Annotated in this window: 9 protein-coding genes; 1 reads left to right on the top strand and 8 read right to left on the bottom strand. The window is 69.4% G+C overall.

The window, feature by feature from the left end:
• Nucleotides 1-146: 146 nt before the first annotated feature.
• Nucleotides 147-713, bottom strand: coding sequence for a hypothetical protein (locus BGK67_RS01400; RefSeq protein WP_069918153.1), 567 nt, complete (start codon nucleotides 711-713; stop codon nucleotides 147-149).
• Between the two features lie 826 nt (nucleotides 714-1,539).
• Here BGK67_RS01400 and BGK67_RS01390 point away from each other — a divergent pair.
• A complete protein-coding gene (locus BGK67_RS01390) occupies nucleotides 1,540-2,007 on the top strand; it encodes a hypothetical protein (RefSeq protein WP_069918151.1) in 468 nt (155 codons plus the stop codon).
• 634 nt (nucleotides 2,008-2,641) lie between these two features.
• Here BGK67_RS01390 and BGK67_RS38175 read toward each other — a convergent pair.
• The 7 genes from BGK67_RS38175 to BGK67_RS01360 all read right to left on the bottom strand — a co-directional run bounded on the left by BGK67_RS38175 (nucleotide 2,642) and on the right by BGK67_RS01360 (nucleotide 14,440).
• Nucleotides 2,642-3,583, bottom strand: coding sequence for a hypothetical protein (locus tag BGK67_RS38175; protein WP_141753982.1), 942 nt, complete (start codon nucleotides 3,581-3,583; stop codon nucleotides 2,642-2,644).
• Nucleotides 3,490-3,771: a hypothetical protein gene (locus BGK67_RS01385; protein ID WP_069918150.1), complete on the bottom strand. Its 282-nt coding sequence runs from the start codon at nucleotides 3,769-3,771 to the stop codon at nucleotides 3,490-3,492. Before BGK67_RS01385 ends, BGK67_RS38175 begins: the two co-directional genes overlap by 94 nt.
• A gap of 977 nt (nucleotides 3,772-4,748) precedes the next feature.
• On the bottom strand, nucleotides 4,749-5,948 hold the full coding sequence (locus BGK67_RS01380) for a hypothetical protein (protein ID WP_069918149.1): 1,200 nt from the start codon (nucleotides 5,946-5,948) through the stop codon (nucleotides 4,749-4,751).
• A 79-nt stretch (nucleotides 5,949-6,027) separates the two neighbouring features.
• Nucleotides 6,028-9,486: a hypothetical protein gene (locus BGK67_RS39635; RefSeq protein ID WP_244291082.1), complete on the bottom strand. Its 3,459-nt coding sequence runs from the start codon at nucleotides 9,484-9,486 to the stop codon at nucleotides 6,028-6,030.
• 52 nt (nucleotides 9,487-9,538) lie between these two features.
• A complete protein-coding gene (locus BGK67_RS01370) occupies nucleotides 9,539-11,782 on the bottom strand; it encodes a hypothetical protein (protein WP_208948634.1) in 2,244 nt (747 codons plus the stop codon).
• Between the two features lie 112 nt (nucleotides 11,783-11,894).
• Nucleotides 11,895-12,413 carry a hypothetical protein gene (locus BGK67_RS01365; RefSeq protein WP_244291081.1) on the bottom strand — a complete coding sequence of 173 codons (519 nt, stop codon included), beginning with the start codon at nucleotides 12,411-12,413 and terminating at the stop codon, nucleotides 11,895-11,897.
• Entirely contained in the window at nucleotides 12,329-14,440 is a 2,112-nt protein-coding gene (locus BGK67_RS01360) for a DUF6603 domain-containing protein (protein WP_069918148.1), read from the bottom strand. Before BGK67_RS01360 ends, BGK67_RS01365 begins: the two co-directional genes overlap by 85 nt.
• Nucleotides 14,441-15,182: the final 742 nt, after the last annotated feature.

Below are 15,182 nucleotides of genomic sequence, written 5' to 3'. Positions count from 1 at the left end.
CCGTTCGAGGATGGTGTTGTCCGCGGATAGCTCGAGGCGCGGAGCACGGCGTCGACGGCCTCGCGTTGGTGTGGGCGGAGCGTCTTGGTCACGAGCTGGTCCTTGGTTGGGATGCCGGTTCTGACGTTGGTTGGGGGGGGAAGGCCTCAGGACAAGGGGCTGGCGTCAGGGGTATGGATGACATCGCGGCGCAGACCCGCGTGGAAGGTGCGGGCGGCGTCCTGGTCGAGGTACAGCGTGTGCTCGCGGTGCCAGTCACCGTCGCTCTCGTCCCACCGCTGGTAGGTGATGGTGCTGTAGCCGACTTGGTAGACGGTGATATCCGCCCTGTCGGCGAGGAACTTGCGGGTGATGAAGCTCAACCGGCGTCGCGAGCGGACGTCTTCCATGGTCACCGTTTCGGTCGTGGACGACTCGATGGTGAGGGTGCCGTCGTCCGCGGCCGTCAGCAGGCGCCGGCTCGTGTCGGAGTCGACCTCGTGGTCGGGGTCGGCGCCCCGGAGGGAAGTAGTGAGGTACGCCAGCATGTCGTCGGGAGTAAGGGTGCCCTCGAAGTTCTCGGGGAGGGCACCTGCGACGGCACGACGGACCCAGGCGGCCCGGCTGAGGCGGGCAAGGCTCGCGCCCGCCTCGATGTTCTTCAGGAGGTCGGTCGGGAAGTTGATCGGAACCTTGGGGCCGATGGCCGGGCGGCCGGGCGTGGTGTTGCGCATGATTCCTCCAGGGGTTTCGGGTACCCACTATATCCGCTCCTCGCATTTTTGGGTACCTAAAATTCCGGTGCCTCCACTGAGGCGCCGTAGTGGCTGGGGCGCGCCAATCCGGAGTCCGGCGGCCTCCAGCTCCCGATAGGTCTCTGGGTGGGCAACACAGGTGGGGCGGAGCGCAGATGACGGCTGATTCGGCCGAGCGGTGGATCGCCTGGCAGGGGCAGTCGCCGCCGGAGTTTGGATTCACCACTGACCGGATCCCATCGCCTAGCAGCACACTCGCGAGCACTGGCAGGGGCCGAGTGGGAGGGGACCGCGAGAGGGACCGCGACGACTGCACGGTGATCGTCCTGGTCCGGCCCGCCACCTGATCGCCTTCAGCCGCCGCCAGCTCAGCAGTCACCCCGGCCGACCGGACTGGGAGATCGACCACCAGCAACCACGTGACTGTGCCGACGGCACATGATGCCCCGGCCGGCACAGCGGCCACCCCGGAAGACCTGTCCCATGCCCCCACGTCTTGCGCCCCTCGGCCCGTGAGTCGTGCCACCTGCGGGACCACGGCCGTAACGGGTACGCGCTCTGTGCCCTGAGGAGGTCTCGTTTCTGCGGGTGAAAGGCGGCGGCCGTGCGGGTGACCTGCCCGCCGAGGGCCTCACGCCCGGATACCGGGTGCGGCTACAAAGCAGGGCCGCGGCGACGTCACGGTGCCGGGACGTCTGGGGGTGGAATCCGGTCAGAGATCACCAATGCCCAACTAGCCGTGACACAGGGTGTCATGATGTTCACGATAGGTGATGGAACTGGGTGCGAGCAAAGGGGACAGCACATGACAACCGTCCGCGAACCGGCCAAGGGCGCGAGGGAATTCAATGGAGACAAGGGCAACGTCTCCAAGGTCGAGGCCGTCCTCACCGCCGAGGTGAGCCGGCACATCCGTAACAACAAGGTGACCGTCACCTATGAGGCAATCCCCTACCTCAAGGACTCCGGCTTCTGGTTCGGGGAGAACAACGAGCTGGCCGCTGGCTGGGAACCGAAGATGGACATCACGCTGACCCTGACCGAACCCCATGGCCGGACCGTGTCCGAAACCATCAAGGTTGTCGGCAAAAAGGTGCCGTACACGCTCAAGGCGGAGCACGTCTTCAGCTACCTGTCTCTCGGCACCCACAAGGTCACCGTCAGCGGCGTGAAGACCGGCGGTAGGCGAGGCACAGACGGCCGCAACAACACCGGTCAGGACCGGGTCGTCCTGGGCGAGATGTCCCTCGAGATCACCGTCAGCGGCGACTGAACCGAGCCAGGGGCGGTCCGCCCGGTCGCCCCTGCCTCACAGAAGGCCCGCGCAGGCGGGCCAGAAGGCCCTTAATTGAGTTCGCCTGTCGCCCGGTCGGGCTTCCAGGGTTGTGCGCGGTGGGCGGTTTCCTGGATGAAGTCGGGCAGAGGCACGGTGCCGCTGTTCCCGTCGTAGTGGCAGGATGATCTGCTGGTGTGTGAGGTCGGCTACGACGGTGCGCGTATCGTCCGGCGGCCGCTTCGAACACCTGGTGGCGCGAGGATGTCGGCGGTGGCGTGCACGGCGGCGCGTGGGTCCAGAAGCACGGTGGCGACCGTGATGCTGTGGTCTCTGGAGTCCGGCTCCAGGCTGGACCGCTCGCCGATCGGCCGCGATACTCCCCACCGCCGGACGACTGGATCGATGACCGCCTCGAAGTGCTGGTAGTCGTTGTTCAGGACGTACCCGACCAGGCGTCGTCGCTCTGCCGCGCTTCACCGAGGCGGATCGCTCACGGGGAGCTGGCCAGGTGGGAGGGAGCTCGATGAGGTTCCGTCGGCTGACGTCGGTGCGGCCGGTGCCGGGGAAGTACTGCCTGCGGCCAGCCCTGCACATCACACGTCGCTCATCACGCGGCCAAGTCCGACCCGAGTCACTGGGGATCGTGACCGTCAATCTCTCCAAGGGGTGAACAATTTTGAGTGCCGACGGGAAGGAAGAGGTAATCGAAATAGATTTGACTTGACTGCATTGTGCTCAGCCAGATACGCCCCCCCTTCGTTACGTAATAGATTTCCTTGGCTCCATGTGCGTGCGCTAACTCCTGCTCTGGAGTCGATTGCCCGGCACGATACAGCCTGACTGTAATCTGCCGACTTGATGAATTGGTTACGATGAAGACGCCATTTGAATCAGGCGCGTACTCTTTTGTGGTAGCGCCGCCATTCGCGCTTCCCTTCACGGTCGGCCCGAATAGCCTTACGTCGAATTCGCCCTCGACGGTCAAGTTGTTGACCGTCAGGTCAGGCCGAAGGACGGTGACCTGGGTGGAGAGGATCCGGGTGACGGGGTTGGTGGGGTCGCCGGTGGTGGCGCGGAGGTAGAAGGTGGTGTCGGATTTGATGCCTTCGATGTCGAGGCTGGTGCGGTTGGTGACGTCGCGGTTGACGCCGCCGTAGAGGAGTTTGTAGATGGCGTTGGCGGAGCGTTCCCAGGTGAGTTTGACGTCGCCGCCGTTGTCGATGATGGAGGGTTCACACAGGAAGTTGCGCAGGTAGAAGTCGGCGGGGAATTTGCCGAGGTTGAAGGCGGTGTCCGGTCCTGGAAGGCGGCGTTTCCGGTGCGGGAGCGTTCGGTGATGGTGACGGGGGCGGTGCCGACTTTGCGGCTGATGGGGATGTCGGACAGCTGGATGGTGAATCCGGTGTCGGGGCCGATCGCCGCGTGGCTGTCGGTGGGCGCGCAGACGAACTCCTTGGCGGCCGCGTCCAGGCGCACGGTTCAGCCGGTATGGCTGATCCGGGGGCTGATCTTGTTCAGGTCGGTGGCGAGGTCGGGGGCCATCGTCCCGGCCGGGACCTTCACCTTGATCCACTCGACGTCGGCCGGCGTGCCGCTCTGCCGGGCGACGGAGATGACCACATCCCCGGTCTCCTCGGGGGTCTGCGGGTTCTCCGGCGATGCCTTGAGCGGGCTGGGGGTGGTGGTGAGGGTGTAGGACAGGAACGGATCACCGGCCGCGGCGGTGGTGCCAGCGTCCTGGGTCTGGATCACAACGGTCACAAGGAGTTCCTTGGCTTGGCGGGCACGGTATGGGGTGACGCGTGGCAGCGGGCAGGGTGGTCAGTGGTGGTGCGGGTGTGCGCGGCGGCGTCGTCCAGGGGGTGAGGAAGCCGGAGCGCTCAGGCTCGGCGAGGGGAGGTCGTTCTGGTCCTGGCTGAGGATCGGAAATTCTGCCAGGTGTCGTTTCGGTTCTCGCCGGGTTTAGCAGCACGGCGGCGACCGCGGTGCTGTGGTCACCGAAGTCCGGCCCCAGACAGGGCTGGCCGCCGATCGGTCGCAGGTACCCCCGCTATCGGCGGCCGGGTCGAGACGGTCTCGAAGTGCTCGTTGAGCGCCACTGCCCGGTACCGGCGCCGAGCTGACCGCGGCACAGCCGGCGGCCTGCACCCGGCTGTGCGAGCAGTCGAACCCTTCCTGCCGGAACGACGGCCGGCGCGGTGTCCGCAGGGCGGTCGCGGACCTGCGGCTGGTCGTCGAGGGGAGCCCGGCCATAGCCGATATGCGCATCGCCGTCATGAACCTGGACCCCACCGGGCAGGGCTGCAAACGCTGGCCCATGTGACGGAAGTGCGCACTGCAGGCATTCGGTATCGCCTTCGACGGCCGGCTCGCGTTGGATGCCGTCGGCCCGGTGGGGGAACCCTTGGTGGTGAGCGAGGTCGACGCCCGGGGGGGCCGGGTAAACGGCACCCGGGTGAAGTGGGCGCCGTTGACGCCGTCGGAGCGGCAGCACCTGGTGGCACCCAATGGCGGCTAGATGCTGCTGGGGGTCCAGGCGAACGGGGCTCCCTTCACCGCCTGGGCCACGGTTTTCGTGCGGACCAGAACCCGGATCCGGGAGCGTTTCGAGCCCCGGTTCCCGCTCACCGCCCCGCAAGGCTCCGTCGCACTTTTGCGATCAGGACCTTGGAGTGGCTGGTCAGCGGCCATTTCATGGAGGCGGCCCGCATGGTCCACACACCACCGGCTTCCGTGCATCACTCAGAGTTGGGTGGCTGCTCCGTAGAAGGCGGGAGAGGTGGGTGGTGGATAATGATGCCCCCGCTGGGACCTCCGTTGGTCTGTACCCATGTCGCGTTCCGGTCCCCCCAGCTGTTGCCAGAAGCCCCGTTCAGACTCCTGGCAGTCCCGTCGTCTAGGGCGGTGCGAAGCTCGATCGTGTGACCGGCGGTGATCACCTGCTCGGGGAAGCCGCGGTGGTCGAGGGTGACTTCTCCGGAGGTGTGACCAAAATGCACCTTGTCATTGAAAGTGACTTTCTCGCCGGATTTGGCATAGATCTCGGAAACATGGATTTCAGCGACGTCGAGAGTCTTGTCCGCAGCGATCGTCACGGTGTCGTTTGCCTGTACCGGTCCGTTGGCGGTGACTGTGCCGTTGGCGGTGATGGTGCCGTTGACGGTGAGGTTGCCAATGTCGAGGTCGGGTTTGAGGACGCTGACCTGGGCAGAGAGGATCCGGGTGACGGGGTTGGTGGGGTCGCCGGTGGTGGCGCGGAGGTAGAAGGTGGTGTCGGATTTGATGCCTTCGATCTCCAGGCTGGTGCGGTTGGTGACGTCTCGTTCAACGCCCGGGTAGAGCAGGTCGTAGGTGGCGTTGGCGGAGCGTTCCCAGGTGAGCTTGACGTCGCCGCCGTTGTCGATGATGGAGGGCTCGCACAGGAAGTTGCGCAGGTAGAAGTCGGCGGGGAATTTGCCGATGTTGAAGGCGGTGGTCCGGTCCTGGAAGTCGGCGTTTCCGATGCGGGAGGACTCGGTCAGGGTGATGGGGGCGGTGCCGACTTTGCGGCTGACGGGGATGTCGGACAGCTGGATGGTGAAGCCGGTGTCCGGGCCGATGGGTGTGTGGCTGGCCGTGGGTGTGAAGACGAATTCCTTGGCGGCGGATTCCAGTCGGGCGGTCCAGCCGGTGAGGGTGATCCTCGGGGTGATCTTCGCCAGGTCGGTGGCGAGGTCCACTGACATGGTGCCGGCCGGGACCTGCAGCCGGATCGATTGCAGGTCGGCCGGGGTGCCGCTCTGCCGGGAGACGGAGATGACGATCTCCCCGGTCTCTTCCGGTGCCTGCGGGTTTTCCGGTGAGGCCTTCAATGGGCTCGGGGTGGTGGTGACGGTGTAGGACAGCAGGGGATCCTGCGCGGCAAGGCCCGCGTCCTGCATCTGGACGACCAGGGACACAGCTGGCTCCTTCGGGGGTTGGGGGCCGTGCCGCCCCCGCATCGGGGCGGCACGGTGGTCGGTGGCACAGGGCCGGGGTTCAGTTGCCGGTGAGGCTGTGTGCGGCGGCGTCGTCGAGGGTGAGGAAGCCGGAGCGGATCTCGGGTTCGGCCAGGGGGAGGTCGTACTGGTCGTGGCTGAGGATGGGAAGCTTCTCCCACTGGCCGCCGCGGTTCTCGGTCCAGCTCCAGGTGCCGATGACGCCGGCGGGGGCCGGCATGATGATGGTCTCCTCGCTCTCGCCCTGCGGGCCGTGCAGGGTGGTGGTGGCGGCCAGGAGCGGTCCGGTGCGGAAGTTCACGCTCATGCGGGCGATCGCCTGGTCGGTGAACTCCTGCGGGACGAACACCTTCTTGGTGGTGAGGATGTCGGTGGTGGCGTGCACGGCGGCGCGCGGGTCCAGCAGCACGGTGGCGACCGCGGTGTTGTGGTCTCCGAAGTTCAGTTCCAGACCGGGCCGCTCGCCGATCGGCCGCAGGTATTCCCCGCCGCCGGCGGCCGGGTCGACGGCGGTTTCGAAGTGCTCGTAGACGTCGTCGAGGACGTATCCGACCAGGCCGTCGTCGCTTTGCTGCGCTTCGCCGAGGCGGATCGTCCAGGGGTAGGTGGGCAGCTGGGACGTGGAGGTGTCGTCGAAGAGGTTGTACCAGCTGACGTCGGTGCGCAGGGGGCCGCGCAGGTCCATGGTGAGGCGGGTGCGGACCAGGGCGAGCGGGCGGCCGAGGAGGAAGGCGAGGCCGGGGTCGGCCGGGCCGTCCGGGTCAATGGTTTGCAGGGCCCGGTCGACGGTGGCGCGGAACGCGTTGAAGGTCTCGGGTCCGCGGGTCTTCACGGCGTTGAGTAGCCGGTAGGGGTGGGGAGCCAGCGCCTGAAGCTGTTCGAAGTCGGTCAGCTGGGAGCCGGGTAGGGCTGTCCAGGAGACTTCGCGTTCGCCGTCGCGGTTGAGGGTGACGCGCAGTTCGCCGAGTGCGGCGCCGTCGGGGGCGTGGACGACGAGGGACTGGTCGAGGCGGTTGTGCAGCAGCCAGGCGCAGACGGGGTTGGTCCCGGGGGTGAGGTCGCTTTCTTCATCGGTGGTGGCAGAGAGGAAGTCGAAGCGCAGCCGGGCCGGCTGGAGCAGGCGCGGGCTGAGCTCGACCAGACGGTCGGTGTCGTAGTCGCTGACGGGGTGGGCCGGGCGCATGGTGTCGGGCATTTCGGGCGTGAAGTGGGATGCGTTGGTGATGAGGTTGACGGAACGTCCGAAGCGGTCGACGACGGCGAGGTCGAGGAAGGCGAGCTGGCCGGCGCGCAGGTCCTGGAAGGTGGAGAGGGGGTCGGGGTCCCAGTCGCTGGCCTTGAGGGGGCCGGGGTGGGGCGGGGGGTAGTCGCCGTTGCCGATGAGGTCGGCGAGGTTGCCGGTGGGCTGGAGGCCGGCCAGGGGCTGGCGTTGGGCGATGGCGGCGCCGAAGCCGTCGAGACTCTGGGAGAGGTAGTTCGCCTGCCGGGCCTGGGAGCGCACGTGCTGCAGGGCGTCGGCGGGCAGCTGGTCGCGTACGCGGGCGTAGGTCTGCAGGGTGCCGTCGATGATGTGGCCGGCGGAGGGGGCGAGCATCTGGCGACCGGAGGCGACCAACGGGGTGCCGGGCTGGCCGGTGCCCTTCCACTGGTAGCGGGAGCCGTCGACGAAGTCCCAGTGCGCCGTGTCGCCCTCGCGCACGGGAAGCGGGAAGTACTCGGCCTTCCACAGCAGGTACAGCGGCTGCCAGGGCATCGCCCAGGGTGTGGCGCCGTATTCGGGCAGGGTGCCGGTGACGTCCCGGATCTGGCCGGTTTTCAGGGCGCGATCCAGGATGAGGAACTCGGCGAGCAGCGCGGGCAGGCAGGGCGGCTGCTGTCCGGTGAGGTCGGTCTGGGCTGCGACGCCTGCGACGTCGGTAGTGGTGATGCCGCTGGCTTGGGTGACCAGGCGTTCGGGGGTGCGGCAGGGCAGAGCGCACTTGCGGGTGAGGGGGGCGTGGAGGTTGGCGCCCTCCAGGGTGAGGACCGGGTCAGCGCTGTACTCGAAGTCCTGGGCCGGAACGCGGATCAGGCGGCGGCCGGCCCGCGCCCCGTAGGCCGGGTACAGGGCGTCGATACTGGCGGCGAGGTCCGCCTCGCTCTTGCCCCAGGGCAGGGCGGCGCGCTGCCCGGCCAGCTCACGGGCGCAGGCCATGACACGTCCGGCCGCGCCGTCCGGGTTGCCTGGGTTGAGTTCGTCGTCGATGCGGGCGGTGAAGTCGTCGGGCTTCTTCTTCAGCCGGTTGAGCCACCACAGGTGGTAGAGGCGTTCGCGGGCGGCGTCGAGTTCGGCTTCGGTGGCGTCGTGGGCGGCCTGGCGGCGGTTGAGGTCGGCGATGGTGCCGGCCTCGGCGGCGCGGGCCGCTTGGGAGGTGGTGCGGCCGCTTTCCTCGCCGCGTTCGCCGATGAACCAGCGGTATCCGCCGGCGACGGGGCCGAAGGCGCTGTCGTGGGCGCGGCGGTCGGTGAGGATGTCGGCCTCGGGCCGGTCGCGTTCCTCCAGCGCGTCGATGCCGCCGAGGAGGAACGCCCGGAACAGATCGGCCTCGTCGGCGGACAGGGCGCCCTGGCCGTCGGCCTGGGCTCCGAGTTCCGCGACGGCCTCGGCGATGCTGTTGGACACGATCGGGGTGACATCGGCCGGCGCCGGGCAGGGCGAGTCGGGGACGGGGCCGTTCAGGTCCCAGTCCAGGCCCAGGACGGTGCCGGAGTAGACGGAGGTGCGGATGCCGCTGCCGGAGCCGACGGGCGGCCTCCACTGCAGGCGCTCCAGCAGCGCGGCGAGGTCCTCGGTGCCCGCGAGGATGTCGCTGTCGGGCTGCGCGTACCAGCCGGCGACGAAGTAGCTGAGCCGCTCACTGTCGGGCAGCTCGCCCCCGGGGGCGTCCAGGAGGGTGTCGTGCATCGAGAAGACGTTGCTGTTGTACGGCTGGAAGACCGAGAAAGTCAGCAGTCCGGGGCCGATCGCGGTAAGGAACGGCGCGCGGCGGTCGGTGGGCTCGCGCCAGGGACCGGTGAGTTCATGGCACTTGCCGATCAGGGTCGCGGCGGGTTCCTCGCTGTCGGGGTCCTGGAAGGAGACGCTGCCGTCCATCGGGTCGAGGTAGTCGCTCTCGACGATCCATGCCTTGAGCATGCGGGTGCTGTCGGTGTGGCGTACGACGAGCCACCGGTTGGGCACCAGGGGGAAGTCTCCGACGCCTTCCTCCTCGTCGTGGCGCCCGCGGGTGAGGGCGGCGGGCAGTTCCCACTGGAGGTAGACGCCGAGGCGGTCCTCGCGGCCGGTCCATTCCTCGGGGCTGGAGAACGGGTCGGGCTCCGGGGGGACGCCTTCGCCGATGTTCTTGAAGTTGGTGATCCACCGGTGGAACACGTGCGGGGTTCCGGTGTCGCGGGTGGCCCGGTTGACGGCGAGGGCCGCCACCTCGACCGGCACGATGAGGGTGGTGTCCACGGACATGGCCCGGGGTCCTTTCGGTCAGCGCCTGGCAGTACGGCGCGGGGACGTGGGTTCAGGGCCGGGAGAAGGTCTGTGCCTGCGGCGCGTTGATCATCTGCAGGGCGAACTGCGCGGAGGAGATCCGCTGCCCGCCGGTGAGCCCGTGCGCGCTGGACAGGGCGGGCAGCAGAGCGTCGCCGGCGCCGGCGACGTTGAGGACGTCCTGTCCGCCCGGGCGCAGGAAGCGGGCGAAGCCGGCCGGCTGGGGGAACTCGCCCATGGGATGGCCGATCCGGTCCCCGGTGATCTCGCGGAGTTCGATGGTGCCGACGTCGCCGATGCCGAAGCACAGGCCGCGCGGGGGCTCGGCGAGCTCGAAGCGGTCGATGACCTCCGGGTAGAGCAGCAGGCGAATCTCCAGGCCGAACAGCGCGTCGCGTACGGGTTCGACAACGGTTGTGCCCTTGTAGGCGGCGACGATGGTCTTGGGCCAGTTCGGGACCAGGCTGGAGTTGATCAGCACCGCGCACTTCGGGACCGGGCCGCCGCCGGTGGCGAGGGCGTTGAGGTCGGCGTCCAGGGCGTGGCCGACGCCGACGCTCAGCGCACCGTCCACGGCTGCCCGCACCCACGCGGGGTCGAGGTAGGCGAAGCGGATGCTTTCGGCCGGCAGCGCGCGCGGGTCGGGGACCAGGTGGGACAGGCTCAGCAGCTCCAGGCGGCGCAGCGCGTCCAGCCAGGCGGTGACCTTCGCGAAGTCCTCGGGGGCGGCCTGGGTGAGCAGGCCGGCGACACCGGGGTGCGCGAGGACGGCGCGCACGTCGCCGATTGTGCGGCGGGCACGGATGCCGGTGCGGCGCCGGCCCGCCCGTAGCTGCGGGCCGGCCTGGGTGAGGGCCTGGGTGAGGCGGGCTCCGCCGGGGCGGGAATCACCCGAGCGGGAGTCGCCGTCGGCCAGGAGGCGGTCGAAGGCTTCGAAGGCGAGTGGTGCGGTGAGGTCACGGCCGGTCAGTGTGTTCGCGGCACTGGAGGCGAGCTCGGGGTGGGAGGCCAGGCGGCGGGCCGCGGATCGTGCGGCGGAGCGGAATTCCAGCAGGGCGCTGCGGAATTCAGCGTCCGCGAGGGCGAGGGTGCGGCCGGTGGTGAATGCGGCGGCGTAGGCGGTGTCGAAGACGCCGTACTGCTGCAGGTAGATCAGCGCCTCGCCCGGGGAGTCCAGGCGGGTGGCGGCCGGCTTGGGAAGCTCCTGGGCGGGTTGGGCGGTGAGCGGGCCGCGGTAGAAGGCGAGGGTGCGCTCTCCGCTCTCCAGGCGCTGCGGCAGGGCCACGGCCCCTGCCGCCATCCGGTCCAGGGCTTCCTTCTGCGGGCCGGCGGGGGCCGTCGGCCCGGAAGCCGGTACGCGCAGGCGCAGGTCGTCCGCGCCGCGAGGGGTGTTGCCGTCGGTGGTCGCCAGGTGTTGGGCGAGGTCGCCGAAGCCGATGCCGGAGTCGGGTTCGGTGGTGAAGGACCAGGAGGCGAGGGAGACCAGGCGCAGACCCTCGGCGGGGGCAGGAGCGGTCAGGTGCTGGTCGTGGCTCTCGAGAGAGACCAGGTGGACGACGTGGCGCCCGCCTGCGGCGGCGGGGAAGCGGTTGGCGACCAGCACGGCGTTGAGTTCGCCCTCATCCGGCTCGGGGTCCGCGCCGGAGAGGGTGGCGTCGGGCCGCCCGCCCTCACGCAGGTGCGCGAGGTAGCCCATCTCGGCGGGCAGCGGCTTGACCGCGTCGAACAGCGCGGCGGGGACCAGGATGGTGGCGCACTGCTCGCCGTACTCGTCGGGGCGCAGGCTCTCCGGAGGCAGAGCGGGGGGCGCGCCGTCGCCGAGGCCGCCGTCCAGGAGCTCGCGCACGGTGCCGGCCATCACGAGGCCGACCGCGTCCGGGTCTTCGGGCAGTTCGTCCTCGCGGAACAGCAGCAGGGCCATCCACGGGACGGCGGGCGGCTGGTTCGGGCCGAGGAGGCGGTTCCAGGGCAGGCCGGGGGCGTCGAGGTTGATGTGGGCGAGGGTCTGGCTGTAGGTGCCGACGGCGTCCGGTACGGGGAACTGCGCGTTGATGCCGGTCGGGTCGAAGCTGAAGCGCGGCTGGACGACGTCGAAGGGCTGCGGGGTGGCGTCGACACTCCGGTTGGTGCCCTCGACGTCCTTGAGGATCTGCCGGTTGCCGATGATGTAGCGGCCGGCGTGCAGGGAGGGGATGCGGTGGTCGAAGAACCGGGTGCGGTGCTGGGCAGTCGGCGCGGTGGTGCGCGGCCGGGCGGGGTCGGACGTGGTGGTCACAGGCGTGCCTTTCGACGGGACGCGGCAAAGGGCGAGGGCGGGGCGCCGTGTGCAGGCGCGTGGCGGCGCGAGCCGCCCCCGCCCTGGGGACGGCCCGGCTCTGTGCGTCGGGTCAGCCGGCGACGAGCATCGGCTCGGCGGTGAACGAGGTCCCCGCCGCGTGCGCGTAGGCGCTCAGGTCGGTGTCGAGAACGCCGAGGGGGGCGCCGAGAGTGGTCAGGGCCTGGGCCAGGGCGGTGCGGTTGTTCCGGGTGGCGATGGTGTCGATGCCGTCCTGGATCGCGGCGATCACGGCGCCGGGCCGCGTCGGCACCGGGCCCGTGGCCGGCTCCCCTGACAGTGGCTGGTTGCCGTCGGGGTTGATCGGGTCGAAGGAGATGGCCTGCTCATCGAGGAACCCGGTGGAGGTGCCGTGGTCGACCGGTGGTGAGGTCAGGCGGATCCCGAGGATCCGGTCGGGGATGATTCCGTCGCCGGATGCGTCCGGCTGCCGGCCCCACAGGCCGTTGGGCACGTTGCCGCGCAGGACGGCACGGCCCCACGGCGTCAGGGTCGCGTCCCGGCCGTCGTGGGTAAGCCAGACGTGCAGTTCGCTGCCCTTGCCCTGCACGTGCATCGGCAGGATGTCCACGGTGGTGTCGGAGGCGACCTCGACGGTGTCGCCGCCTGGTTGAGGTAGATCTTGCTGAGGGGCGCCTGGGAGTCGGCGGTGAAGGTGAAGCCGCCATTGCTCACCAGCCACGGCTTGACCGCGCTGCGGGTGGCCGGGGCGCCCTCGCCGGTGTATCCGGCGATCGCCGTGGTGCGGACCATGTTCTCCGGCGGCGGCAGCATGCCCTGGAAGCCGCCCCAGTCAAGCGCCGGGGTCTGGTTGCGCCGGTCGGCGCCGAAGCCGATGGTGAAGGAGATGAACCACAGGTGGACGGTGGCCTCACCGCCCACCGCGGGGCCCCAGACCCGGACGCTGACACCGACCTCGATCGAGATCTTGATCTTGACGAACCAGATCTTGATGGTCGCGGAGACCCCGACCCGGATACCCATCCCGACATCGAAGTAGAAGGGATTCCACTCCAGCAGGGCGTCCACCCGCGCGGTGAGCCAAGCGCGCAGCATGCCGGACTGGAAGACGACCTCCAGCGAGCCGCCGGCCATCAGGGACTTGGGCGTGAACGCGGCGTAGGCGTTGCCGGTGATGTTGACAGTGGACCCGACGCCCCAGGTCAGACCGGCGGGCTGCTGGCGCGGGTAGCGGGCGGGCAGCTCCCGGCCCGCGGGGATCGCGCCGAGCATGAACGCGAAATCGCCGGCCTGCGGGTGGTCGCCAAACCAGAACTTCATGCCGACGCCGCCGCGCAGCTTGCAGTTCGGATCGATGAGGAACGTCTTCTCGGTGAACGCCGCGCCGATGCTCAGCTCCCCGGCCGTCGGGCGCAAGGTCGCCTCGATGCCGATCTCCACCCGGGCGATCTTCTTCTCGCTCTTGGTCGGCAGCTGCATGCCCGCCGCACCGAGCAGACTGATCGTCAGGTCGGAGCCGGTCTGCACCAGCGCCATGGCGCGGCCGCTGAAGGTCTCAAAACAGTCGAAGGCCAGGCCCGCGGCAAACCACAGATCGCCCTCCTGCGGCCTCACCCACGGATTCGACCCGCCGATCAGCTCACCCAGGACCCTGAGCGGGTCGACCTCCTCGCCGTCCGCGCCGATCGCGCCCGGGTTGTCCAAGGCCATCAGAAAGGGGAAGCTGCCCAGCGCGTCGGCCGCCGGGACGCGCACGCGGCTGTTCCAGCCGAACCCGGCCGAGATCCCACGCACCTGGAACAACGGCGGCCCGAAACCGGTCTGACTGCCCCGGGAACCGTAGGCGAACAGCGACGGCTCCGCACCATTCCCGTGGGGCACGACGTAGGCGCCCATCGCGGAGCCGTTGAACGCGCCGGTGTCCACCAACAGCACCCCGCCGACCACCGTCTTGTACGTCGGGCAAGCCGGCAACGCGGTCAGCGCACCGGCGATCCGCAGCGGCGGGTTGTAGTAGTCGACGCTCAGACCGTTGTCACCACCCGGGGTGCCGATCGGCGACCAGCCGCGCACCGACGGCGCCTCCAAGACCCGCATGCCCTTGCGGCGGCGCGGTCCGGGGCGGGGGGTGAGGATGCCGTGGTCGGTGACCAGCGCCCGGGGTGTCCGGTCCCGGGCATCTGCGTCGCGGCCGGCTCCGTCGCGGGGCTTCACGGCGGGCAGGGCGCGGCCCAGGCCGTCCAGACGCTGGGGGTCGGTCGGCGGCGCGGGCATGCGCCGGGTCAGCCGCAGCGCCCGGCCGTCCGCCAGCGCCCAAGCCCCGGCAGGCAGATCCGTACCGTCCGGGGCGCCATCGACCAGGACCAGACTGCAGCCCTGGCCCAGGGCGACCGTGGCCACCGCTCCGGTCACCCATTCGCCGTCGACGGTGAACGCGAGGTCCACCGGCGCCGTGGACGCGGTGATCTTCGCCTGCCCGCCGACCGACAGGGTCCGCGATCCGCCCACCGCGCCGTCGATCCGCACCGTACCGCCCGGAAAGACGAGCCCCGCGGCGTCGGGGTCGGCGAACACTGACACCGGGATCTCGACCGCACCGCCCGCCGCCTGGTCGAGAAGCTTCCGAACGTCTTCCACGCGTGCTGTCACAGTGATCCAGCCTTACTCGCGGCAAAAGGGGAACGCGGAAGCACACCTGGGCGACGGGGCTGGCGTGTCCGCTGCGAGGAGCCTAACCGAGTGGACACTGAGAGATTATATATAGCTACTCTGGGTAATGAACTTGGCTGAAAGGCGGTGCGTGAACTGCTTGCGCGAGCGGATGCTGCACGGGCGCGCCGCAATACATGCAGGAGCGTTTCCACCGGCGGCGCAAGAACCCCTGAAGCAACGAGGCGCGGCTGCCAGTGGGCGTCGACGGGAACGACGCACAAGACCGGGAACAAGCCAGTACAGCGAGTCGAGTGGTTCGCCGGCGGATGCCGGCAAAACGAGGTCCGGGGGCGGGCGACGTATCGCTGGCAAACCAACTGCTGTCTACAGTGTCTCGTCCGCCACGAAGAGCTGGTCGAGCGTGCCGGCCTGGCAGCTCTGCCGGGAGCGCCGTACCGGCTCATGCCGCTGGGGCCGATGGCCGCTCCGGCCTCGTTCACGGATATCAGCTATGCCTTCCTCACCCAAGTCATCGAGCACGGCCTCGGCCTTCCCGTCGCCAGGATCCCGAGCAAGTAGCCGACCGCCGACCGAGTCCTGGCGACACATGCTGGTGCAGGCGGCGGTCCGGTCACCCCGCGCCGGGCCGCGCCTCGTACGGCGGCTGCCGCTGTTGGGTCTCGGGGGGTTCGCAGCGTCACTTACCGGTGGGTGTCACGCCGCATGG

Origin of the sequence: Streptomyces subrutilus, assembly GCF_001746425.1 — a bacterium.
GTDB lineage: Bacteria > Actinomycetota > Actinomycetes > Streptomycetales > Streptomycetaceae > Streptomyces > Streptomyces subrutilus_A.
The sequence above is the reverse complement of the archived record's forward strand: the minus strand, read 5'-3'. Positions and strand labels throughout refer to the sequence as shown.

Coding starts and splice junctions, on each gene's coding strand:
- BGK67_RS01400 (WP_069918153.1), bottom strand. CDS start 713: ATGCGCAACACCACGCCCGGCCGCCCGGCCATCGGCCCCAAGGTTCCG.
- BGK67_RS01390 (WP_069918151.1), top strand. CDS start 1,540: ATGACAACCGTCCGCGAACCGGCCAAGGGCGCGAGGGAATTCAATGGA.
- BGK67_RS39635 (WP_244291082.1), bottom strand. CDS start 9,486: ATGTCCGTGGACACCACCCTCATCGTGCCGGTCGAGGTGGCGGCCCTC.